General features: G+C 68.4%; 22 protein-coding genes. 8 read left to right on the top strand and 14 right to left on the bottom strand.

The window, feature by feature from the left end; genetic code table 11:
• Nucleotides 1-177: 177 nt before the first annotated feature.
• Complete coding sequence (locus ACUVYZ_RS08900; RefSeq protein ID WP_439934255.1) at nucleotides 178-348, bottom strand: RSP_7527 family protein; 171 nt, start codon at nucleotides 346-348, stop codon at nucleotides 178-180.
• A gap of 147 nt (nucleotides 349-495) precedes the next feature.
• Between ACUVYZ_RS08900 and ACUVYZ_RS08895 the strand changes: the two genes are divergently transcribed.
• Both ACUVYZ_RS08895 and ACUVYZ_RS08890 read left to right on the top strand, forming a co-directional pair.
• Complete coding sequence (locus tag ACUVYZ_RS08895; RefSeq protein WP_439934254.1) at nucleotides 496-1,464, top strand: transcriptional regulator GcvA; 969 nt, start codon at nucleotides 496-498, stop codon at nucleotides 1,462-1,464.
• Nucleotides 1,454-2,764 (top strand): MFS transporter, encoded by a 1,311-nt coding sequence (locus tag ACUVYZ_RS08890; RefSeq protein WP_439934253.1) that lies wholly within the window; start codon nucleotides 1,454-1,456, stop codon nucleotides 2,762-2,764. Before ACUVYZ_RS08895 ends, ACUVYZ_RS08890 begins: the two co-directional genes overlap by 11 nt.
• Nucleotides 2,765-2,925: 161 nt before the next feature.
• Here ACUVYZ_RS08890 and ACUVYZ_RS08885 read toward each other — a convergent pair whose 3' ends face one another.
• Together ACUVYZ_RS08885 and ACUVYZ_RS08880 are read right to left on the bottom strand one after the other, a co-directional pair.
• On the bottom strand, nucleotides 2,926-3,270 hold the full coding sequence (locus ACUVYZ_RS08885; protein ID WP_439934252.1) for a type II toxin-antitoxin system VapC family toxin: 345 nt from the start codon (nucleotides 3,268-3,270) through the stop codon (nucleotides 2,926-2,928).
• Between the two features lie 459 nt (nucleotides 3,271-3,729).
• Entirely contained in the window at nucleotides 3,730-4,143 is a 414-nt protein-coding gene (locus tag ACUVYZ_RS08880) for a hypothetical protein (protein ID WP_439934251.1), read from the bottom strand.
• 167 nt (nucleotides 4,144-4,310) lie between these two features.
• Between ACUVYZ_RS08880 and ACUVYZ_RS08875 the strand changes: the two genes are divergently transcribed.
• Nucleotides 4,311-5,348, top strand: a complete 1,038-nt coding sequence (locus ACUVYZ_RS08875) for a diguanylate cyclase domain-containing protein (protein WP_446033053.1) — start codon at nucleotides 4,311-4,313, stop codon at nucleotides 5,346-5,348.
• Between the two features lie 56 nt (nucleotides 5,349-5,404).
• Here ACUVYZ_RS08875 and ACUVYZ_RS08870 read toward each other — a convergent pair whose 3' ends face one another.
• Both ACUVYZ_RS08870 and ACUVYZ_RS08865 read right to left on the bottom strand, forming a co-directional pair.
• Nucleotides 5,405-5,698: a type II toxin-antitoxin system RelE/ParE family toxin gene (locus ACUVYZ_RS08870; protein ID WP_439934249.1), complete on the bottom strand. Its 294-nt coding sequence runs from the start codon at nucleotides 5,696-5,698 to the stop codon at nucleotides 5,405-5,407.
• On the bottom strand, nucleotides 5,686-5,967 hold the full coding sequence (locus tag ACUVYZ_RS08865) for a CopG family ribbon-helix-helix protein (RefSeq protein WP_439934248.1): 282 nt from the start codon (nucleotides 5,965-5,967) through the stop codon (nucleotides 5,686-5,688). Before ACUVYZ_RS08865 ends, ACUVYZ_RS08870 begins: the two co-directional genes overlap by 13 nt.
• A gap of 174 nt (nucleotides 5,968-6,141) precedes the next feature.
• On the opposite strand from ACUVYZ_RS08865, the gene ACUVYZ_RS08860 reads away from it, so the two are divergent.
• Nucleotides 6,142-7,158, top strand: a complete 1,017-nt coding sequence (locus ACUVYZ_RS08860) for an alpha/beta fold hydrolase (protein WP_439934247.1) — start codon at nucleotides 6,142-6,144, stop codon at nucleotides 7,156-7,158.
• A gap of 102 nt (nucleotides 7,159-7,260) precedes the next feature.
• On the opposite strand, the gene ACUVYZ_RS08855 is transcribed toward ACUVYZ_RS08860, so the two are convergent.
• The 4 genes from ACUVYZ_RS08855 to ACUVYZ_RS08840 all read right to left on the bottom strand — a co-directional run bounded on the left by ACUVYZ_RS08855 (nucleotide 7,261) and on the right by ACUVYZ_RS08840 (nucleotide 11,132).
• Complete coding sequence (locus ACUVYZ_RS08855; protein ID WP_439934246.1) at nucleotides 7,261-8,949, bottom strand: ABC1 kinase family protein; 1,689 nt, start codon at nucleotides 8,947-8,949, stop codon at nucleotides 7,261-7,263.
• Between the two features lie 60 nt (nucleotides 8,950-9,009).
• Nucleotides 9,010-9,669 carry a DUF6781 family protein gene (locus ACUVYZ_RS08850; RefSeq protein WP_439934245.1) on the bottom strand — a complete coding sequence of 220 codons (660 nt, stop codon included), beginning with the start codon at nucleotides 9,667-9,669 and terminating at the stop codon, nucleotides 9,010-9,012.
• A gap of 276 nt (nucleotides 9,670-9,945) precedes the next feature.
• Nucleotides 9,946-10,341 (bottom strand): hypothetical protein, encoded by a 396-nt coding sequence (locus ACUVYZ_RS08845; RefSeq protein WP_439934244.1) that lies wholly within the window; start codon nucleotides 10,339-10,341, stop codon nucleotides 9,946-9,948.
• Between the two features lie 77 nt (nucleotides 10,342-10,418).
• Nucleotides 10,419-11,132: a TetR family transcriptional regulator gene (locus ACUVYZ_RS08840; protein ID WP_439934243.1), complete on the bottom strand. Its 714-nt coding sequence runs from the start codon at nucleotides 11,130-11,132 to the stop codon at nucleotides 10,419-10,421.
• 187 nt (nucleotides 11,133-11,319) lie between these two features.
• On the opposite strand from ACUVYZ_RS08840, the gene ACUVYZ_RS08835 reads away from it, so the two are divergent.
• From ACUVYZ_RS08835 to ACUVYZ_RS08820, 4 genes are all read left to right on the top strand, one after another.
• Complete coding sequence (locus tag ACUVYZ_RS08835) at nucleotides 11,320-12,474, top strand: efflux RND transporter periplasmic adaptor subunit (protein ID WP_439934242.1); 1,155 nt, start codon at nucleotides 11,320-11,322, stop codon at nucleotides 12,472-12,474.
• A 17-nt stretch (nucleotides 12,475-12,491) separates the two neighbouring features.
• Entirely contained in the window at nucleotides 12,492-15,698 is a 3,207-nt protein-coding gene (locus tag ACUVYZ_RS08830) for an efflux RND transporter permease subunit (protein WP_439934241.1), read from the top strand.
• Nucleotides 15,688-17,124, top strand: a complete 1,437-nt coding sequence (locus ACUVYZ_RS08825) for an efflux transporter outer membrane subunit (protein ID WP_439934240.1) — start codon at nucleotides 15,688-15,690, stop codon at nucleotides 17,122-17,124. Before ACUVYZ_RS08830 ends, ACUVYZ_RS08825 begins: the two co-directional genes overlap by 11 nt.
• 143 nt (nucleotides 17,125-17,267) lie before the next feature.
• A complete protein-coding gene (locus ACUVYZ_RS08820; protein ID WP_439934239.1) occupies nucleotides 17,268-18,035 on the top strand; it encodes a fumarylacetoacetate hydrolase family protein in 768 nt (255 codons plus the stop codon).
• A 3-nt stretch (nucleotides 18,036-18,038) separates the two neighbouring features.
• On the opposite strand, the gene ACUVYZ_RS08815 is transcribed toward ACUVYZ_RS08820, so the two are convergent.
• From ACUVYZ_RS08815 to ACUVYZ_RS08795, 5 genes are all read right to left on the bottom strand, one after another.
• Nucleotides 18,039-18,245: a hypothetical protein gene (locus tag ACUVYZ_RS08815; protein WP_439934238.1), complete on the bottom strand. Its 207-nt coding sequence runs from the start codon at nucleotides 18,243-18,245 to the stop codon at nucleotides 18,039-18,041.
• Between the two features lie 114 nt (nucleotides 18,246-18,359).
• Nucleotides 18,360-18,788, bottom strand: a complete 429-nt coding sequence (locus ACUVYZ_RS08810) for a carboxypeptidase-like regulatory domain-containing protein (RefSeq protein WP_439934237.1) — start codon at nucleotides 18,786-18,788, stop codon at nucleotides 18,360-18,362.
• A gap of 39 nt (nucleotides 18,789-18,827) precedes the next feature.
• Entirely contained in the window at nucleotides 18,828-20,162 is a 1,335-nt protein-coding gene (locus ACUVYZ_RS08805) for an FAD-binding oxidoreductase (protein ID WP_439934236.1), read from the bottom strand.
• Entirely contained in the window at nucleotides 20,159-21,379 is a 1,221-nt protein-coding gene (locus ACUVYZ_RS08800) for a class I SAM-dependent methyltransferase (protein WP_439934235.1), read from the bottom strand. The genes ACUVYZ_RS08805 and ACUVYZ_RS08800 overlap by 4 nt, the downstream gene beginning before the upstream one ends.
• A 16-nt stretch (nucleotides 21,380-21,395) precedes the next feature.
• The gene (locus ACUVYZ_RS08795) at nucleotides 21,396-22,424 is read right to left on the bottom strand and encodes an aldo/keto reductase (protein WP_439934234.1); all 1,029 of its coding nucleotides are present in this window, start codon (nucleotides 22,422-22,424) and stop codon (nucleotides 21,396-21,398) included.
• Nucleotides 22,425-22,552: the final 128 nt, after the last annotated feature.

Below are 22,552 nucleotides of genomic sequence, written 5' to 3'. Positions count from 1 at the left end.
GGCGGCGCGGAGCGGGCGGGTCCGCCGAACGCCCGTTCCCGTCCCAGCCAAAAAAGAGGGCGCGCTTGAGGCGCGCCCTTTGAATCACCGGTTCGCGAGGAGGAGGAAGAGCGCGAACCGGGCCCTGCGAGCGCCCGCCGGGGGGGCGGACGCCCGGGTCGGTAAAGACCTGAATCCCTAGCAGGCTGCCGGCGCTCCCCCCTTCCCGGTGCCGGTCTTGCCCGGCTGCACAGTCTTTACGAAGACCGCCTTGATGCCGGTCCAGGCCCGGGCGAGCAATTGTCTGAGGACCTGCGCCCGTAGCTGCCTGGCCTCGTGGAGGACTGCGTCGGCTTGGTCAAAATTCATATCCGTTCTCTACACTGTCGAGTGATCGAATTCCTTTCATCGCAGCACTTGTTGCGACGTTGCCTACAGGGTCAATATAGAGATTTTTTGCGCCGCAACAAATGATTTATTATTATGTGATGAATTAGCTGGACTAATCCATATCCCATGGCCTATCGCCTGCCGCCCTTGAACAGCCTGCGCGCCTTCGAAGCCGCCGCCCGGCACATGAGCTTCAAAAAGGCGGCCGAGGAGCTGAACGTCACCCCAGCGGCCGTGAGCCACCTGGTAAAGGGCCTCGAGGACTTTCTCGGGGTGCGCCTGTTCCGGCGCCTCACCCGGGCCCTGGAGTTGACCGAAGCCGGGCGGGCCGCCCTGCCCAAGATCCGGGAGGGCTTCGAGGCGCTGGCAGCCGGTGTGGAACGCACCCGCAGCCACGCCCGGCTGGGGCCGCTGGGCGTCAGCGCCCCGCCCCTGTTCGCCACCCGCTGGCTGGTGCCCCGGCTGCAGCGCTTCACGGCCCTCCATCCGGAGGTGACCTTGCGCATCTCCCAGAGCGAGGCCATGGTGGATCGGGACGGGGAGGACAGCCCGGGCGGATTCGCCACGCCCGAGGCCTCGGACCTGGGGGCCGAGGTGGCGATCCGCTTCGGCCATGGCCGCTATCCCGGCTGGCGGGCGGACAAGCTCTTCCCCGTGACCTACGCCCCGGTCTGCAGCCCCCAGCTCCTGCGAAGCCAGCGGCCCCTGCGCACGCCGGCGGACCTGCGCTTCCATGCCCTGATCCACGACGACACGGTGCGGAACGCCCGCCGGTGGATCAGTTGGGAGGCCTGGCTCGAAGCGGCCGGGGTCACCGGCATCGACACGTCCCGGGGACCCCGTTTCACCAACTCGGCCCTCGCCATCGAGGCGGCGGAGGACGGCCTGGGCGTCGCCCTGGGCGTCCTGGAGCTGGTGGGTCCGGACCTGGCCTCGGGAAAGCTGGTGGCACCGTTCGACATTGCCGTGGAGGCCGGGTACGCCTATTACCTGGTATGCCCCCAGGCCACCGCCGACCGGCCCCAGGTGGCGCGTTTCCGGGAGTGGCTGCTGGAAGAAGCCCGCAAGCGGGAGGCGGTCCCGGTTGCCGACTGATTCCGTCTCCACTCCCTACCCGGGGGGCCGGCTCACCTGGAGCCTGTGGGCCATCGGCGCCACCTTCTACCTGTTGGGTTATTTGCACCGGGTCGCGCCGTCGGTCATCGCCGGCGAGCTGGTGGCCGATTTCGCCCTGAGCGCCGCGGGGCTCGGGCTGCTGTCGGCCAGCTACTTCTATGCTTACCTGATGCTGCAGGTGCCCACCGGGTTGCTGGTGGACACCTGGGGTCCGCGCCGCATTCTGGCGGCTGGAGCCCTCTTGACCGCCGCCGGCACCTTGATGTTCGCGGCCGCCGGCGGGCTCCCCTCGCTTTTCATCGGCCGCCTGCTGATCGGTGTCGGCACCTCCGTCACCTGGGTGTGCATGCTGAAATTCTCCAGCCACTGGATGCCGCCGCGACAGTTCTCTTTCGCGAGCGGCATGCTGCTGATGGCGGGCGTGCTGGGGGCGCTCACCGCCGGCCTACCGTTGCGGCTCCTGGTGGAAGCCCTGGGCTGGCGGCCGGCCCTGGGGACGACCGCCCTTGCCGCCCTCACCCTCGCCTTCCTGGTGTGGAAGCGGATGCGGGACGACCCGTCGGAGGCTGGATACCACAGCCATTGGATGCCGCTCGCCAGCGCCGAAGACGAAGCCCTCAGGTGCATGCTCGGCCTCCTGCGGGAAACCGCCCGCTACCGGGCCCTGTGGCTGCTGGTGGCGGCCGGCGGAGGGGTGCTGGCTTCGGTGTTCGCTTTCGCCGGCCTGTGGGGCGTGCCGTTTTTCCACATGCACTATGGCATGCCGGTGGCCGACGCGGCCCTGACGTGCTCCCTCTTGATCGTTCTCTTCGGCGCGAGCAGCCCGTTTTGGGGGTGGCTCGCGGACCGCACCGGCCGCGCCGGGGCCCTCTACCGGGGTGGAACGCTGGCGACGGCGGCGGCCTGGGGGGTGATCGCCGGGGTGCCGGGGCTGCCCCTCGGACTGCTGCTCCCGCTGCTGGCGGTCGCCGCGGCGGGCGCCGGCACCATCGTGCTGGGCTACACCCTGGCGCGGGACCGGGTGCCCCGCCGGCTCGCCGCCACCGCCAGCGGGCTGGTCAACATGGGCTCCATCGCCGGGCCCCTGCTGCTGCAGCCCCTTTTCGGATGGGTGCTGGACCTGCTATCCAGCGACGCGCCGCTCGGAAACGCTCCGCTTTTCGGGCGGGCGGCCTTCCACGCCGGCTTCGCCCTGATCCTGGGGTGTGCGCTGCTGTCCTTCGCCTGCCTCACGCGTTTCAAGCGCCATCTGCCCGCGCCATCCCTGGCTGGCCCTTGAAACCGTCGGCCGGATGATGGCTTGACGGCAAAGGCGTGCTGGCGCGTAGTCCAGGCGCCCGATACTGCAACGCCGCTGAACAGAGTCGGCAGATTATTTCCGGGAGAGAGCCTGGCCCGATATCCGCACTTCTTCGACTCGGCGAAAGCCGTGGTCGTGCGTCACCAAGGCGTAGGCGCCGACTTCCACCGCCTGGCCAACTGGATCGCATCGGGCAAGCGCAGCCGGTATCGCGCACGAAAACGGTCCGCAGTCACGGCGATCGTCTCGGTCACGGCGACAACGGCCAGACCCGGGCCCCTCGTCATGGCGAGCCGGTATTGCTCGGCCAGGTACTCGTTGCCCGCAGCCAAAGGTCCCGAGACCGCCTCGGCCAGGGTGATGGTCGAAACGACGAGGTTCAGGTCTCCCGCCGCTGCACGGTCGAAAGAGGCTGAAACCGATCCGCGAGGGTTGGATGGCCTCGAGGAAGTAGATGATCGGTGCCGAATCGACGAGCAGGACACAGCCGCTCGGGGGCTCTGCCGGGGTTTCTAGCGCCATTCGTCCCGCATTCGCGCGATGACGCGCTTGACCGACCTGTCCCAGAGCCCCTTGCCGCTCCCCCGCAGGGCACGAAGGTCCGGCCCCCCCCGGGTGCTTGCCCGGATAAGAGGAGGAACGATGGCCGCATAGATCTTGCCGTGCTTCGTGATCAGGCACGGCTCGCCGCGGTGGGCCTGCTCGAGCAAGGTGGGAAGGTTCTTGCGGGCCGCCTCGACGCCGCTTCTCTTGATGCCGCTCAGGGAGGTTCACCTCCGGCCCAGAACTGTGCAAGCTGTACAGACTTGCGTCAACCTGCGCCCGAACGAACGGTGTTTCCAAGGGAAACGCATAAACCGCGGATGGGGACCGCTTGCGTTGGACCACGGGGCCTGCAGCCCGCCTTCCCGAGCGCCGGCAAGTCACGCCCCGGCGCGTAGGCCTCACCGCTTCCGTTCGGCCGCCGCCAGCGCCTCTGCCAGGTCGAGCACCAGCTTCCTGTGCCGCTCGCTCAAGCGGCCGAAGACTTCTAGCAGGATGTCCTGGTCGCGCCGGTAGGGGCGCGTCTCCTGACGAAGGACGCCGGCACGCCGGGCGCCCTCGCCAGCGCCGTCGCCGAAGCGCAGCCACTGGGGCGCCACGCCGAGCCATTCGGCGAGGACGCGCAGCTTGTCCTGGGAAGGCAGAGCGCGGCCCGTGAGCCATTTTCTGACGCTCTGGGTGCTGACCGGATCGCCCTGGTAGCGCAGATTGAACGCCCGGGCCACGTGGGTGGGGCTGAGGGTGTCGATGCCGGCCTTGCGCATCGCTTCCACGAGTCGCTTGCTGAAAGCCCGCTTTTCATCGGTCAGACCCATGCCGGCAACGGTAGCACCAAGCACGAGACCATATGCCAACCCGAGGTTGCATATATCAGTAACCGCTGATAACCTATGCAACTCGAATACCTGGCGTGGGTCGCGCGCATGGCGCCTCGATCTCTCCGGAAGAGCATGGTGGAATGCCCCGTGCCGCCTCTCGGCCCATGAGCGAAACCGATCCCGCGAAGAACGAGGTCACGATGCACCCGGCCCCCCAGCCCGCCGCGCCGAAGGGCGGCGAGGCGCAATACCCTTCCCTGAGCCCGTCCACCCGGGCGCTGGCCCGGGAACCGGAACCCCCGGCGGGCGCGGCGGAGGGCCTTCCTCGGCCGATGCGCTGGCTGCTGGCCGCCATCGACCAGATCCCCATCGGCGTCGCCATGACCCGCCCGGACGGGATCCTGGAGTACGTAAATCCCCGCTTGAGCGCCGTGACCGGCCTTTCGCTCCAGGAGGCCCTCGGCCTGGGAATCGACGCCATCCGCTGCGCGGACGAGGGCGCCCGGCTGGACCAGATCCGGCCGTTCCTGCTGGCCCGGGGCCGGTGGGAGGGGGAAGTGCGCTACCGGGACCGGGCGGCCGGCTTCCTGCCCGCCCTGGAAACGGTGTGCGCGGTGGGGGAGCCCGGCGGGCCCGTTGCCGGATTCGTCCATTTCGTGCAGGACATGACCAGCCAGCGGCTGGTGGAGTCCCTGCGGCGCCTGGCCTTCTACGACGGGCTGACCGGCCTTCCCAACCGGGCTCTGGTGGAGGACCGCCTGAGCCTGGCGATCGCCCACGGCCAGCGCCACCATTCGTCGTTCGCGGTCCTGTGCATCGACATGGACCAGTTCAAGCAGGTGAACGACACCCTGGGGCACGCCGTGGGAGACCGGCTGCTCGCCGCTGTCGCCCACCGTCTACAGGCGGGCCTGCGGGTCGGGGATACCCTGGGGCGCTGGGGCGGGGACGAGTTTGTCGCCCTGGTCGAGGTCATCCAGCAAGCCGGGGCGCTGCGCGCAATCGCCGAAAGGCTGGTGGCCACCGGCGCACGGCCTTACGCCATCGGAGACCTGGAACTCCCTATGACGGTGAGCATCGGCGTGAGCCTTTACCCCCAACACGGGCGCGATTCCCGGGCCCTGCTCGCCGCCGCCGACGCGGCCATGTACCAGGCCAAGGCGGCGGGCGGCGATACCTGGCGCGTGGCGGCGTCGGGATAGACAAGGTTCTTCGGGGCGACGGCCAGCCGGACCGGTGCCCGTCATGCTTACGGCAATCAGACGGGATAGTCCAGCTCCCGCTGATGCCGGATGGCCAGAACGCGCACCTGACCTTTTGCGGGAACGAACCGGTACAGGGCCACGTAACCGGTCTTGCCGTAGGAGATCACCAGTTCCCTGAGCTCGCCGCTCACGCGGCGCCCGATCAAGGGATGTTGGGCAAGCGCTTCGATCGCGCTGCGAATGGCCCGGGCGGAGTCGAGAGCTGCACCGGGATCGTAATCCGCCAGGTAATCGAAGAGGCGCTCCAAATGAGCGAGCGCATTGGCTGAATAGACTACTTGCGCCACGGCTTGGGCCGGGCCGCCTTCCTCTTGCGGGCGAGCCGCTCGATCCAGGCATGAACCTCGTCGGCCGCGAATACCTCGCCTGTCGCGTCGATGCGCCGATCGGCCGCGATGGCCTCCTCGACGAACGAGCGCATCCTCTCGCCGCGCGCCACCTCGCGCTCGATCGCCTCCAGCATGAGCGCATGGGGCGAACGCCCCGTCTGCTCGGCCAGCGCCGCGATGCGCTCCTTGAGCTGCTGCGGCAACTTCAGTGTGGTCGTGGAACCCATGCCGGCAAGCGGTAGGTACGAATGTATAGTGACACCATGGTAGCACCCGCTGCCGGCGCGCGACAAGATCGCCGGATCGTCCAGGCCGGGCAAGCCCTTCCCCGGACGTGCCGCCCCGTTCCGGGAGCGCCGATCCCCGCAATCGCGGCAAGATTCCAATGAACCTGCCGCGGGATGGCGGGCCGCGGTATCATCGGCGGCCATGCATTCGTCCGCCACGGATCGCGCAGCGGCCGTCCCGACGCCATGAGTCCCCGCCACGGCCACCTCCTGTGCCTCGACCCCCACGGCTTTCACCGCATCGCCTACGCCGAGTGGGGCGAGCGGTTTAATCCCCACGTGGTGGTGTGCGTCCATGGGCTCACCCGCAACAGCCGGGACTTCGACTTCCTCGCCATGGCCTTGGCCCGGCACTGCCGGGTCGTGTGCATGGACGTGGCGGGGCGCGGCGACAGCGACTGGCTCGAGGACAAGGCGGACTACGGCTTTCCCTTGTACCTCTCGGACGCCGCCACCCTCATCGCCCACGTCACCGCCCCCGCGCCCGAGGGTCCAGGGACCTTTCTGCGGCGACTCCTCGCGCGGGAGCGCCCGCCGCGCCTCGACTGGATCGGCACGTCCATGGGCGGGCTGATCGGCATGATGCTGGCGTCGAAGGCCGGCACCCCCATCCGCCGGCTGGTGCTGAACGACGTGGGTCCCCTGGTGCCCTGGTCCGGCCTGGCGAGGCTCAAAGGCCTCCACGCCCGGCGCAAAGACCGCTTTCGCGACCTGCAGGAAGTGGAGGCCCATCTGCGGGCGGTCTGCGCCAGCTTCGGGCCTCTGGACGACGCCAAGTGGCGGCACGTGGCCCGCCACAGCGCCCGGCAACTGGAGGATGGAAGCTACGCCCTCGCTTACGACCCCGGCATCGTCAGCGCCCTGCGCAACCACAACACCGAAGGGATCGAGTTCGGCACCGACTTCCTCATGGGCGTGGATCTCTGGCCCGTGTGGGACGCGGTGCGCTGCCCGACCCTGGTGCTGCGGGGCGCCGAGTCGGATCTGCTGCTCGCGAGCACCGCGCGGGAGATGGCGCAGCGCGGGCCCCAGGCCCGGGTAGTGGAGTTCCCCGGCGTCGGCCACGCCCCCTGGCTCATGACCGAAGACCAGATCGGCGTGGTGCGGGAATTCCTGTTGACGGAGGATTAAAAAAGTTTTTCCTTTCGCGCCCTTTGCACCCTTCGCGTTGAAAATTTCTTTTTCTTCTTTTCTCTGTGTCTCTGCGCCTCTGTGGTTCCACCTTTTTTTACTCTACCGCCGGCCGGAGCGCCAGATGCCCACGATGATCCAGACGCTGTTGAAGAAGGCGACCACGTAGCCCAACACGCCCAGGACGGTGAACAGGGGCAAGCCCAGTACCCGCGGGCCGGAGGTCACGGTCATGACGATAGAGGAGCCAATCACCAGGGAGGCGGTCATGATGCCCATGGTGACCCGGTCCAGGGTGCGGTCCAACTGCTGGCCGAAGTCGTCCAGCCGCTTCAGATCCAGGTCGATGCGGGTCTTGCCCCGCCGCGCCTCCCGGACGAGGCGCGCCAGGTCCCGGGGTACGCTGCCCATCACGTTCACGAAATCGGCGAGGGAATGGCGGCCGCGCCGCAGCAGCTCCGCCGGCCGCAGCCGCTGGGCAAGGGCCCGCCGCAGCAGGGGAGTCAGGTGATCGACGATGTGGAAATCCGGGTCGTACTGGCGCCCCAGCCCCTCTAGCGTGATCAGCGCCTTGAACATGAGGGCGAGATCCGCCGGCATGACGATGGAATGCTCCCGGATGATGCCGGCGAACTGCCGCAGCACCGCGCCGATGCGGATGTCCTTGAGGGGCATGTCCTCGTAGTTGAACACCAGCTCGTTGATGTCGGCGGCGAGCTTCGCTTCGTCCACGTAGGCGTCCCCCGCCCAGTCGAGCAGGACCTCCAGCATGGGCTCCTCGTCCATGCGGGCGAGGCCTGCCAGCAGGTCCACCACCTGGTTGCGGCGCGGGGGCGTGAGGCGCCCCACCATGCCGCAGTCGATGATGACGATGCGGTTGCCCGGAAGGTAGAACACGTTGCCCGGATGGGGATCGGCGTGGAAGAAGCCGTCGATCAGGATCATCTTGAGCACCGCCTCGGCCCCCCGCGCCGCCAGCACCCGCTTGTCCAGCCCGGCCGCCTCCACCGCCGCGAGCTGGGTGGCGGGAACGCCGTCGATGCGCTCCTGCACGTTGAGCGTCTCGCTGGTCCATTCCCAGTAGACCCGGGGGATGACCACGTAGGGGTGGCGGGCGAAGTTTTTGGCGAAGCGCTCCATGTTGCGCGCCTCGACCGAAAGGTCCAGCTCCCGCTCCATGGAGCCCACGAACTGAGCGGCGATCTGCACGGGCTGGTAACGGCGCGCCTCGGGCAGCTCCGCTTCGATCAGCCCCGCCAGATAGGTGAGGATGCGCAAGTCCGCCTCCACCTTCTGGCGGATTCCGGGGCGCCGGACTTTGAGAACGACGGGGGCTCCGTCCTGGAGCCGCGCCCGGTGCACCTGGGCGATGGAGGCGGAGGCGCAAGCGCGGGTTTCCAGGTCCCGGAACACCTCGAACGGCGAGCGGCCCAGGGCCTTCTCCAGCTCCGGCAGCAGCGCCTCGAAGGGCACCGGCGGAACCTCGCTGTGGAGCTTTTCGAACTCGGCGATCCACTGGGGCGGGAAGACGTCTACCCGGGTCGCCATGACCTGGCCCAGCTTGACGAAGGTGGGCCCCAGCTCTTCCAGGGCGAGCCGGATGCGCTGGGGCGGCTCCAGCCCGGTGCCCGTCCCCGCTTCGCCCCATTGCAGGATCTGCCCGGCCCGCTCCAGCAGGGTGCCGATGCCGAGCCGGCGCACCAGGTCGCCCAGGCCGTGGCGGATCAGAACCGAGCTGATCTCATGCAGACGCGGAAGGTCCCGCATGAAACTGAGCGTCTCCCTGAACATCGAGGCTCCCGCTCCTGACGCGACGGCCCCTGGGGCGAAGCCGCCCCCGGCCACCGAAGACTATCGCTTCGCTTCGGAGCGCCGCTCGCGCAGGGAATCGGCGAGGCCCGAGAGGATCCCGCCCGCCACCTGGGCGAAGCGCGCGCCCACCTCCACCGCGGTCTCCACGCCGGTGAACGCGGCATGCAGGGTCGCCTTCGAGATGCGCTGCCCCAGCTCGGTCATCAGGCGCGCGACTTCGCGCCCGGTTTCGGTGCCGTTGCGCCGCGCCTGGGCCAGGGCTTCCCGCAGCTCCGGCCGGACTCCCTCGCCCGCGGCCTCGGCCACCTGCTCCACGGTGGCGAGGAAATCCTCTTCCAGGCGCCGCAGGCCGTCGAAGGCCACCTGGAGCTCCCGCTCGGACAGACGCCGCCCCTCGGCCAGGAGCTGCTCCAGGGCGAGGCGCCCCGCTTCCACCGAGCGCATGAGGGCCTGGTCCAGCCCCGCCAGGGCTTCCGACACCGCCTGGCGCGTATTTTCCCCGCTGCGCTGGGCTCCGGAGGCGATGCTTTCCCCCATGGTCCGCACCACGTCTCGGATGCCTTCCGGGTCGAACCGGCGGCCCGCCAGGGCTTCCAGAGTGAGGTCATGAACCTGGGTGCGGATGTCCTGCCCTTCCTGGAAGACTTTCTCCGCTTTGAGCTCTTCCCGGGAAGTTCCTTGTGGCTGCTTCTCGGTCATGGGGTCGCCTCCTTTTCCGCTTCCGGTCTGCAAACGCTCGGGCGTCGGCGACCGACGGCATTCGCCTTGCCGTCGATCCCCCTAAGGGGCGGTCGGCGAGGCGGAGCAGGGGCCCCATCGCCACGATGGGGATGCGATCCGAGCTCGGACGCAAGGGGCCGCCGACCGCCATGGCCCCCCTTCGGGGTCAGATCCCCAGCTTGACGCTGGGGCACCTCTTCCGCCCTTCAGCGGCCCCCTCGCCGGGTGCCTCATGCCGCCCCTCCTTTTCCGCTCTCAGTCGGTCGAAATCATCCAGGCCCGTTGGGAAGGGGACGGATGTTCCACGCGGTGCAGCCGCGCCGAGTTCTTGAGCCGCTCCTCCGCCTGCTCCCAGGAGGGGGGCTCCGCGGACGGCTGGGTCCATTCGGCGGTGGCGATTTCCTCGCACCAGTCGCGGAACTTGCCCAGGTCCACCAGGGGCGCGCCCACGCCCCGGTGGGCCCGCTGGTCGGCGGCGCTCTCCCAGACGGACATGAACCAGAAGGTGAGGCCCCGGGTCTTGCGGGTCTGGGTCACCACCCACCCGGGAGCGTGCCGCAGAAAGCGCAACGCCCGCCCGGTATGGAGCATGAAGGGCAGCAGGAGATGGGGGGAGCGCAGGCGTATGCGGGTGAGGGCGACGAAGGCCATGGCGGTCGACGGGAACGCGCAAAGACGACATCAGTATAGAGGCCGCGATGGCGGGATTGAAGCAGGGGCGCGGCCCCCTACCTTCGCGACGAGCCGGCGCCCGCCCGGCGGCGGGCGGAGTGGGGATTCGTGGCGCTGGACTTCCCCGGGCGCGGGGCGGATTGAGCCGGCAGGCGGCGGACCGCCCCGCTGTCCAGGTAGATGTCCACCAGCCGTTCGGCGTCCTTCGCCAGGTCGAAAGAGGCCGGGTCCAACAGCCAGGTGTAGATCAGGCCGAAGAAATAAGCGTCCAGCCCGATGGCCATGCGGCGCACGTCGGTCTTGGGCGGAAGCTGGCCCCGGGTGACCGCATTGCGCAGCGCCCGCTCGATCAGGATGAGCGCAGAGGACCGGCACTGCCGGTGGCGATCCAGGATGGCGGAGAGCTCCCCCACGTATTCGCAGCGGTAGCACAGGATCTCGAACACCCGCCGGCAGCGCGGGTCCTCCACCGTCTTCTTGAGGGCATGCACGCAGGCCTCCCGTAGCCGCGCCAGGGGATCGGCGATGGCGTCGTCCGCCGCCTGCTTCACCATCTCCTCCATGGGCAGGGTAACCCGGTCGGACATGGCCAGGAATAGGTCGGCCTTGTTGGCGAAATGCCAATAGATCGCGCCCCGGGTAACCTCCGCCGCATCGGCGATGTCCTCCAGGGACGTACCGGACACCCCCCTGTCGCGGAATACCCGCTCCGCCGCGTCCAGGATGCGGCTGCGGGTCTCCTGGGCTTCCTCCTTGGTGCGTCTCGCCACGGTCCCTTACACCTTCGAGTAAATGAAAAGCGCAACTGTTACGGTACAAAGCAGCGTCAGGTGTCTACTTTACATACATTCATGTCTGTATGTACACTGGCGCCCCAGCGGTGTTCCTCTATTTTGCTAACGCTCAACGCCGTGGCCCCAGGCGTGTGACCGCTGTCCGTGAGTGGATTTTACGACGATGCCAACCAGGTTCCGTTCCCGAGCCCTCTTTCTGGCCGGTTTCCCTGTGCTCATGGCCGGATGCCAGCCCGCCGGCGCGCCGCCCGCCCCTCCGCCCCCGCCGGCGGTGAGCGTCGTGACCGTGGAGCCCCGGGATCTGCCCGTCACCTACGAATACGTGGGCCAGACCGCCGGCTTCCGGGAAGTGGAGGTGCGGGCCCGGGTGACCGGCATTCTGCTCAAGCGCCACTACCGGGAAGGCGCGCCGGTGAAGGAGGGGCAGTCCCTGTTCCTCATCGATCCCGCGCCGTTCCAGGTGGCGCTCCATCGGGCCGAGGCGGATCTGGCCGTGGCGGAGGCGCGCCTCGCCCAGGCCAGGCGGGACGCGGCGCGGCTTGCGCCCGCGTTCGAGGCCAAGGCAGTGGCACAGAAGGACTACGACGACGCCGTTTCCGCCGAGCGGATCGCCGAGGCCGAAGTGCAGGCGGCCCGGGCCCGCGTGGCCGAGGCCCGGCTCAACCTGGATTACACCCGGGTGGAAGCGCCCATCTCCGGCGTCTCCGGGCGAGCGCTGGTCTCCGAGGGAACGCTCGTCTCCGGCCCGAACGTGCTGCTCACCACGGTGACCCAGACCGACCCCATGTACGTGATCTTCGGCATCCCCGACCGGGAGCGCATGGCCATCCGGGAAGAGGCGGAAAGCGGGCGCCTCAAGCTTCCGCCGGATGGGCGTTTCAAGGTGGTGCTCAATCTGGCGGACGGCCGCACCTACGCCCATCGGGGAACCCTCGACTTTACCGATGTGCGGGTGAACGCCCAGACCGGCACCACCGAGGCCCGCGCCCAGGTGCCCAACCCGGAAGGTTGGCTCCGGGCCGGAGAGTTCGTGCGCGTGGCGCTCCACGGCGCGGTGCGCCCCCAGGCAGTGCTGGTTCCCCAGCGGGCGGTGCTGGAGGGCCCGGGCGGGAAGTTCGTGTACGTGGTCAACGCCGAAGGCAAGGCAGAGCCGCGCCCGGTACAGGCCGGGCCGTGGAACGGGGAATCCTGGGTGATCCGGGAAGGCCTCGCCGCGGGCGAGCGGGTGATCGTGGACGGCGTCATGAAGATCGGGCCTGGCGTGCCGGTGACCGTCACGACCCCGCAGCCGGAACAACGGCCCGGGGCGTCTTCGTGAAATAGCCGGGCCGATCCATGTTCTCCCGCTTCTTCATCGACCGGCCGATCTTCGCGGCCGTGCTCTCCCTCTTCGTCGTGATCGCCGGGCTGGCGGCGATGCGAAGCCTTCCCATCGCCCAGTACCCGGAGATCGCGCCCCCGGTGGTCCTGGTGCGGGCGGTCTATCCCGGGGCCTCGGCCGAGACCCTGGAGCAGACCGTGGCGGCGCCCCTGGAGAACGCCATCAACGGCATTGAGGACATGCTGTACATGAGCTCCACGTCCGCCTCCAACGGGGTGGTGGAGATCCAGGTGACGTTCAACATCGGCGCCGACGTGGACATCGCGGCGGTGAACGTCAACAACCGGGTCAAGCAAGCGGAGGCCCGCCTGCCCGAGGAAGTGCGGCGCCAGGGCGTCACGGTGGAGAAAGGCTCGTCGGCGTTCCTCCAGGTCTTGGCGTTCTATTCGCCCGACGGGCGCTACGACGATCTCTACACCAGCAACTACGTGACGCTCAACGTGCTGGACGTGCTCAAGCGCGTCCCCGGCACCACCAACGTGCAGATCTTCGGCGCCAAGGACTACGCCATGCGCATTTGGGTGCGCCCCGACCGGCTCGCCCAGTTAAAGCTCACCACGGCCGACCTGGTACGTGTCATCAACGAGCAGAACGCCCAGTTCGCCGCCGGCAAGGTCGGCCAGACGCCCACCGGCGGGCCCCAGGAGCTCACCTACACCGTCAACGCCAAAGGCCGGCTCAGCGACGTTTCGGAGTTCGAGAACATCGTGGTGCGGGCGAACCCGGACGGCTCGACGCTGCGGCTCAAGGACGTGGCCCGGGTGGAGCTGGGCTCCAAGGACTACGAGTTCATCGGCCGCTACAACGGCCGGCCCGCCACCCTGGTGGGCATTTTCCTGCAGCCGGGGGCCAACGCCCTGGACGTGGCGCAAAGCGTGAAGACCACCATGGCCGAGCTGGCCCAGCGCTTCCCCGACGGGCTAGCCTATGCCATCCCCTACGACACCACGCGTTTCGTGGAGGTTTCCATCCGGGAAGTGCTGAAGACCCTGGGCGAGGCGATGCTCCTGGTGCTCCTGGTGGTGTACGCGTTCCTGCAAAACGTCCGCGCCACCCTCATCCCCATCATCGCGGTGCCGGTGTCCCTGATCGGCACCTTCGCGGGACTGCTCGCCCTGGGCTACTCCATCAACACCCTGACGCTGTTCGGCATGGTGCTCTCCATCGGCATCGTGGTGGACGACGCCATCGTGGTGCTGGAGAACGTGGAGCGCATCATGCACGAGGATCGCGCTTCGGCGAGGGAGGCGGCGATCAAGGCGATGCGGGAGGTGACCGGTCCGGTGGTGGCGATCGTGCTCACCCTGTGCGCGGTGTTCATCCCCATCGCGTTCCTGGGAGGCTTGACCGGCGAGCTTTACCGCCAGTTCGCCGTCACCATCTCCATCTCGGTGGTCATTTCCGGCCTGGTGGCCCTCACCCTGACGCCGTCCTTGTGCGTGCTCATCTTGAAGCGGGAGCACAAGCAGCCCGGCTGGGTGTTCCACTGGTTCAACGAGGGATTCGGATGGGTCACCCGGCGCTACACCCGGGGCGTGACGTGGATGATCCGGCGCAGCGGCATCGGCATCCTGCTCTTCGCCGGAATGGCGGCCTTGACCGCCGGGCTGTGGCGCTTGACGCCCGGCTCCCTGGTGCCGGACGAGGACCAGGGCTACTACATCGCCGCGGTGTTGCTGCCGGACGGGGCGAGCCTCGAGCGCACCGACCAGGTGGTGGGCGAGGTACTGAAGGCGATCCGGTCCAACCCGGCTAACGAGGATGCGGTGGCCTTCACCGGCTTCGACTTTTTGGGCGGCGCCTTCCGCAACAGCGCCGCCACCATCTTCGTCACCCAGAAGCACTGGGACGAGCGGGACGTGCCCGTGCAGGCCCTCATCGGAGACCTGTTCATGAAAACCGCCCATCTCCAGGAGGCGCTGGTGCTGGCCTTCAACCCGCCGCCCATCTTCGGCCTCGGCAACGCCGGCGGCTTCGAACTATACCTGCAGAACCGCGGCGAAGGCGACCCCAAGCGGCTCGCCCAGGTCACCCAGCAGTTTCTCGCCCGGGTAGCGCAGGACCCCACGTTTGTCCAGGTGAACACCCTGTGGCGATCCAACACACCCCAGCTCTACGTGGACGTGGACCGGGAAAAGGCGAAGGCGCTGGGGGTGCCTATCGACGAGCTGTTCGACACGGTGGCGGCGACGCTGGGCACTTTCTACGTCAATGATTTCAACAAGTACGGGCGCACCTGGCAGGTGCTCATGTCGGCGGAGCCCCGCTACCGCAAGGCGCCGGACGACATCGGTCACGTGTGGCTGCGCAGCCAGCGGGGCGAAATGGTGCCCCTCGCGTCGCTGGCCGCGGTGCGCTACACCTCGGGGCCGGAGACCCTGGACCGGTTCAACAACCTGCCGGCGGCCAAGATCTTCGGCGCGGGCGCCCCGGGCGTGAGCTCCGGCCAGGCCATCGAGGCCATCGAGCGCATCGCCCGGGAAGTGCTGCCCCCCGACTTCAGCTTGGACTGGAGCGGCGCCTCCTACCAGGAGAAGAAGGCGGGCGGCGCCTCCACTCTTGCCCTCGTGATGGCGGTGGTGATGGTGTTCCTGATCCTCGCCGCCCAGTACGAGAAGTGGTCGTTGCCCCTGTCGGTGCTATTCGCCCTGCCCTTCGGCACCTTCGGAGCGCTGGCCGCGGTGTGGCTGCGGGGGCTCACCAACGACGTCTATTTTCAGATCGGGCTGGTGACCCTGCTGGGCCTCGCCGCCAAGAACGCCATCTTGATCGTGGAATACGCCTCGATGAAATTCCACGAGGGCATGTCCGCCAGCGCCGCGGCGGTGGAGGCGGCACGGCTGCGCTTCCGGCCCATCCTGATGACCTCGCTCGCCTTCATCTTCGGTGCGCTGCCGCTGGCGGTATCCACCGGCGCCGGGGCCGGCGCCCGCCACTCGGTGGGCACGGGCGTCGTGGGCGGAATGCTGGCCGCCACCTTCCTCGCCATCTTCTTCGTGCCCCTGTTCTTCAAGCTGATCACGGCGCGCACGCTGCGGGAGCCCCGCTCGACGGAAGACATCCTGCAGGAGGCGGAGCACGCCCGGGCGCTGGCCCATCGGCCCGCGCCCGCCATGCCCCATCGGCATCCCACCAGCAAAGGAGGCAGCGGTGGCGCATAAGCTGCTTCTGTCATTCCTGGTGGTATCTCTCCTCACGGGCTGCGTATCCCTCGCCCCGGATGACGAGTGGCCAGCCCAGGAACTGCCGGCCGCGTGGAAGGTGGCGCCCGCCGACGGCGTCGCCGCCCCGGCCGACCGGTGGTGGATGCTCTACGGGGAGCCCGCCCTCGACCGGCTGGTGGAAGAAGCCCTGACCCACAACCAGGATCTGCAGCTCGCCGTGGCCAGGGTGGATGAAGCCCGGGCCCTCGCCCGGATCGCGGAGGCCCAGCGGCTGCCCTCAGTGGACGCGGCGGCGGAGGCGAGCCGCGGCCGGCGCTCCGAGCGCTCCTCCTTTCCCCTGCCGCCGGGGACCCCCGCCACCCAGGATACCTACCGCGGCACCCTCAACGTGGCCTACGAGCTCGACCTGTGGGGACGGTTGAAGAACGCCGCCGAGGCCGCCCGCGCCCGCCTGCTCGCGACCCGTGCCGCCCAGGAAACCGTGCGCCTCGTCCTCACCGCCCAGGTGACCCGGTCCTATTTCAATCTGGCCGCCCTGGACGGCCAGGTGGAGGCCACCCGCCGCTCCCTGGCGCTGCGCCTGGAAGAGTTGGAACTGCAGAGGGTCCGGCATCGGAGCGGCTTGATCGGCGAATTCGAGTTGCGGCAGCGGGAAGCGGAAGTGGCCTCGGCCCGCTCCCAGCTTTCCGCCCTCGAGCGCGCCCGGGAAGCGGAGGAAGCGGCCCTCGCCCTGCTCCTGGGCCGCAGCCCCCGGGCCATTCTCGAGGGCGAGGTGGAGCGGGGAGCCCACCGGGACGCGCCGCCCGCCGTGGTGGTGCCGGAGGGCCTGCCCTCCGATCTCCTGCTGCGGCGCCCGGACCTGGTGGAAGCGGAGCAGTCGCTGATCGCCGCCCACGCCGATATCGGCGCGGCGCGGGCGGCCCTCTTCCCCCGCATCGCTCTGACCGGCTTTCTCGGCTCCGAGAGCGCGTCCTTGTCGGACCTCTTCTCCGGACCGGCGGGCGTCTGGCAACTGGCGGCAGGGCTCACGCAACCCATCTTCCAGGGCGGTCGGCTCCTCGCCGAAGTGGAGGCAACCAAGGCCCGGCAGCGCCAGGCGGTGGCCCAGTACCGGAAAGCGATCCAGCAAGCCTTCAGCGAGGTGCGGGAAGCCCTCGCCCGCCAGACCCGCTCCCGGGAGATCTTTGAGGCGGAAGGCAGCCGCATGCAGGCCCTCACCGAGACCCTGCGGCTCGCCCGGGTACGCTACGCCCAGGGGCTCTCCAGCCAGTTGGAAGTGCTGGACGCCGAGCGCAGTCTCCTTGCGGCGGAATTGAGCCGCATCGACGCCCTGCGGGATCAGCGGGCGGCGGTGGCCGATCTGGTGAGAGCCTTGGGGGGCGGCTGGGGCGAGGCGGCCCGCCTTTCCCGAGCCCGTCCGTAACCCGGAACCTCCACGGCTATTCCGGGCCGCGCCGATCCGCGGTATGCTTGCCTCGGATCGCGATACGTCCATTCACATCGCGAAATTTGGGGCGCGGCTTCTTTGCGCTTAGCCGTCGTTTTTCCGCCGCAAGAGAGGATTCAATGACCCAATGGGTACGCTATGAGGCCGAAGGCCGCATCGGGTTCGGAACGCTGGAAGGGGAGGACATCGCGGAGCACGAAGGCGATCTCTTCGCCTCGCCCCGGCCTACGGGGAAGCGCCTGCCCCTTGCCGAGGTCAAGCTCCTCGCCCCCTGCGCGCCGGGCAAGATGGTGGCCCTGTGGAACAACTTCCACGCCCTCGCCGCCAAGCTCAAGGTGCCGGAGCCGCCCGAGCCCCTCTACCTGCTCAAGGCCAACAACTCGTTCCTCGCTCCCGGCGAGACCATTCGCGCGCCCCGGGCCTACGAGGGCAAGGTGGTGTTCGAGGGGGAGCTGGGGATCGTGATCGGAAAACGGGTGAGCGGCTGCAGCGAGGAAGAGGCCCCCCGCTACATCTTCGGCTACACCTGCGTGAACGACGTGACCGCGGCGGAGATCATCCAGAAGGATCCCACCTTCCCCCAGTGGGTGCGGGCCAAGGGCTACGACACCTTCGGTCCGTTCGGGCCGGCGATCGCCACCGGCCTCGACCCCCACCGGCTTACGGTGCGCACGATCCTCAACGGGGAAGAGCGGCAGAACTATCCCGTGTCCGACATGATCTTCGGGCCGCACCGGCTGGTGGCCCTCATTTCCCGGGACATGACCCTGGAGCCGGGGGACGTGATCGCCTGCGGCACGTCGGTGGGCGTGGGCTCCATGAAGCCGGGCAGCACCGTGGAGGTGGCGATCGAAGGGATCGGCATCCTCACCAACCGGTTCGAGTAAACCTTACCCGGCGCTTTCCTTGGCCAGGGCGGCGGCGATCTCCTCCAGCGCCTCGGCCTGGGCCTCGAAGCCCTCTTCCCGGGCGTGGTCGGCGATCACGGCGAGGCTCGCATTGCGCGCCAGGGCGTGCGCCAGGGCCCCGTCCGGGCGGGCCACCGCGTTGAGGCTGGCGAGAATGCGTTCGGCGCGCTCCTTGAGCTCTGTGTCCATACCCACGCCTCCCGCAACGGACAATCGTTAGACGGCCGGGCGGCGGGGGCGTTCCTTCCTCAGCAGACCCGAGAAAGGACCGGGTCCATCCCCGGGAATGAACGGCTCAGGGCGCTATGGGCTCCACTCGAACACGAGCTGGGCCCGCTTGCCCTGTGTAAGATCGACCCGCCGGGTGATGAGCTGACCGCGCACTTCCGCAACCACGGTGTAGCGGCCCTCCGGCAGCTTGGCCAGCAGGAAGGGCCCTTCGGCAGTGGTCTCCAGCAAGCTCTTACCTGCGGCATCCTGGATGCTCACCCGTACGTTAGCCAGGTAGTGCCAGGTGTTCGGGCCACCGCGCTCGACGAAAAGCAAGCTCAAGGGGTAGCGGTCCTGGACCCTCTTGATGGCGTCCGACTCCTCCTTGCCCACGCCCCCGGTGAGATAAGTTACGGACCCTTGAGATCTTTCCGGAGGAAGCGCGAACTCTTGGGCAGCGGCGGACGCCGCGACAAGCCCCAGAGCGAGGAGCCCGAAACCCGCAACTTTCTTACGCCTCATAACGAATTCTTCCTCTATAGCGACGGAAACCAACGGCTATCAGCGTCCCAGGACGCACTTCTGGTACAGGTCAGGGAATGCCCCTTCCGGGTCGTATCGAGTCTTCAACCGGTGGTAGGCCTCCCCCCCGTAGATCCGCCAGAACTCGTCCTCGGTGAAATATGACTCGGAATAGAGGGATTTGATTCCGCCCAGGGCCTGGACCTTCTTTTCGATGAGCCGGTTGTGGTATCCAGCAGGGAAGGCTTCGCGGCGCCTCACCACGTCCCAGAAGCCGAAGTTCACGTAAAGCTGCCCGGGACGCATGGGGTAGAGGGCGTAATCCCCCGAGTGCACCCGGATGGGGCAGATCCAGACGGGCAGAATGCCGATCTCGCCTAGGAAAAAGTCCAGGAACTCGGCGCAGCGCGACAGCGGAATGTCCACGTCCTGGATCACCGACTCGGTGTGCCAGCCCATCACCCGATTCAAGACCCGGGTGAGCCCCCAGCGGGCGTTCCAGCGCATGATGCGGGTGTAAGTCACCGAGTTGAGCCGGGACGGGCCGAAGACGAAGCGCCGCAACAGCGGGTTTTGGGCCCCCAGGTTCTTCGAGCACCAGAACCAGTCGGTGTCCCAACGCCACAGGTAGTCCCGCACCGTGAGGTAGTCCTCCGGCCGGCTGCGCAGCGAGCGGTAGTAGATGCGCTCGAAACGGTAGTCGCTCGCGTACGGCGCCTGGTCCACGAAACGGCCCAGGGTGAGAACCAGCTCGTCGCGCCCGAACACCACGCCGTCGATGAAGTCCGCATCTCCGTGGCATTCGCCCTCGAGCGCCTCGAAAAAGCGGCGGGCGTCGCCGAAGCGCCGATGCTCCAGGCGCACGTAGGGCTTGACTGGCACCGCCTTCACCTTGAGCCGCAGGGCGTAGCCCAGGGTGCCGTAGGAATTGGGGAAGCCGTAGAACAGGTCCCGGTGCTCGTTGTCCCGGCGGGCGATGACGACGCGCCTGTCCCCGGTCAAGACCTCCAGCTCCTCCACCGTCTCATGCACCAGCCCGTAGAGGAAGGCGCTGGATTCGATCCCCACGCCGGCCACGGCCCCTCCCAGGGTGATGGATTTCAACTGGGGCACCACGGCGGGCATCATGCCGCAGGCCAGGGCCGCGTCGGTCAGCCGCTCGTAGGTCACCATGCCCTCGGCTTCGATCAGGCCGGCCGCCGGGTCCACCCGCAGCACCGTGTCGAAGTCCGCCACGTCGAGGCGCTGCTTGGCTTGCTCTCGCCGGTCGCGAAACAGGTTGGACGTGCCCTTGGCCAGCCCCACCGGCCCCTGCCGGGACGCGAGCAGCGCCCGCAGCCGCTCCACCTTGGCCGCGTGGGTCGCGCCGTTCATGGGCTCGCTTCGCCCCGGTACAGGAAAGCCCGGCTCATGGGATAGGTGGTGGTGTTGCCCTTGGAGTACACGATCTGGAAGAGATGGGTGTACCCGTGGGGGGAGCGGAACATTTCCGCGCAGGAATAGAGATAGACCCGCCACTTGCGTCGAAAGCGCTCGTCGAACTTCCGGGGATCGAGGGCGTGGATTTCCTCCCAGTGGGCGTCGAAGCGCTCGGCCCAGGCGTCCAGGGTGAGGGCGTAATGGCGCCGCAGGTTCTCCACGTCCAGGATTTCGAGCCCGGCGCGTTCCATCGCCTCGATGGTCTCGGAGAGGGCCGGGATCCAGCCGCCGGGAAAGATATGGGCGCGGATCCAGTACTCGGTCTCGTAGCGTCCCACGTGGCCAATGAAATGCAGCACGCCGATCCCGCCAGGCTTCAGGCAATCGGCATGGGCGCGCACCACTTCCTCCAACTGGTCCCGCCCGGCGTGCTCCAGCACGCCGATGGAGCACACCTTGTCGTAGGTCCCCGGCACCTGGCGGAAGTCCGCCTCCACCGCCTCGATCTGGTCCTCAAGCCCCCGGCGGGCGATCTCCTCCCGCATGGCCTTGACCTGCTCGGGGGTCGTGTTGACGCCCACGCCGGTGACGCCGTAGCGCTCGTGGGCGTAGAAGAGAAAGCCACCCCAGCCGCAGCCGATGTCCACTACCCGCTCGCCGGGGGCGAGCCGCAGCTTGCGGCACACGTGCTCCAGCTTGTTCTGCTGGGCCTGCTCCAGGGTGCGAGTGCCCTCCTTCCAGTAGGCGCAGGTGTACATCATGTAGGGGTGGTCGAGCCAGAAGCGGTAGAACGCCGTCTCCAGGCCGTAGTGATAGCGGGCGTTGGCCTTGGCCTGCTCGACGGTGCGGTTACCGTAGCGCAGCTCGTGCCAGCGGTTGCGCGCTCGCACCAAGGGGCCCGGGCGGCGGTCGAACCCGCCCTCCATGCCGGCGCGGATGGCGAGCCTTAAGTCTCCCTCCAGCTCGATCTCCCGGTCGAAGTAAGCTTCCAGGAATCCCACGTGGCCGAAGAGGGCCGTGGCCCGCTCGGCGGCCCGGGTCTTGAAGGTGATGACAAACGCCGGGTCGTCGTCGGCCTGGTTTTCGTAGCTGGAGCCGTCGGCGAAAACCACCCGGAAGGGGATGGCGCTCTTCGCGCCCACCGCGGCGAAGACTCGTTTCAGCACACCCATGGCGCCCCGTCGAGGTTCAATTTCCCGTCCGGGCGGGAGCCGCGTCCACCACCCGCCCGCGGACCGGGTACTTGGGGTCGGTGTAACCGGGGGTGGAGGGATGCCCGGGAGGCACCCGGGCATCGAGAAAGGCTTCGTCCTCGGCGTCCAGCCGGTGCTCCAGGGCCCCCAGGTACTCCTGCCACTGTTCCAGCGTGCGCGGTCCGGCGAGCACGGAGGTAACCAACCGATTGGCCAGCACCCAGTTGAGGGCCCACTGACCGGCGCTCATGCCCTTGGCTTCGGCCCGAGCCTTGATTTCCTGGGCAAGGACCAAGGACTCGGGGCGGAATTCGGTTTGCATCATCCGCTCGTCGCGGCGTCCCGCCCGCGTCTCTTCGGGGGGCGCCTCCCCCGGCCGGTACTTGCCCGTGAGCACCCCCCGGGCGAGGGGGCTGTAGGGGACGACTCCCAGGCCTAGCTCGCCGCAGGCCGGCAGGATCTCCACCTCCGGCATCCGGTTCATGGCGTTGTAATAGGGCTGGCAGGCGACCGGTGGCGGAACGCCCATCTGCCTCGCCAGGCAAACCAGGGAGGCGATGCGGTAAGCGCGGAAGTTGGACACGCCCCAATAGCGCGCCTTGCCGGCGCGGATCAGGTCGCCGAGGGCGGCCAGGGTCTCTTCCTGGGGCGTATCGTAATCGTCCAGGTGCAGGTAGTAGATGTCCACGTAGTCCGTGCCGAGCCGGGCGAGGCTCGCCTCCAGGGCCACCGCCAGCCACTTGCGGGACAGCCCCCCGGCATGGACTTCGCCGCCCACCTTGTTCCCCACCTTGGTGGCCAGGACCCAGTGGTGGCGGTGGGGTTGGAGGAGCCGGCCGGTCAAGCGCTCCGACTCTCCTTTCCCATAGTTGTCGGCCGTGTCGATGAAGTTCACCCCCGCCTCGTAGGCCGAGGCGACGATGCGCGCCGCCTCGGCGGCGTCGGTGCGGTCGCCGAACATCATGGTGCCGAGGCACAAAGGCGAAACCTTGAGCCCGCTCTCTCCAAGGCGGCGGTAGATCATGGTGATCTGATGACAGGAAGGGGCCCGGCGGAGCGGGGCGCGGGGTATGTTATCCTATCGTCCCCGACGCACAAAAGCCCTCGCGCTCCCTGCCCCTCGACCGCGGCACGGGGTGCAGATGGAGTTTC

Source organism: Pelomicrobium sp. P1 (assembly GCF_052805615.1).
This window is presented reverse-complemented; position numbering and strand designations above follow the sequence as displayed.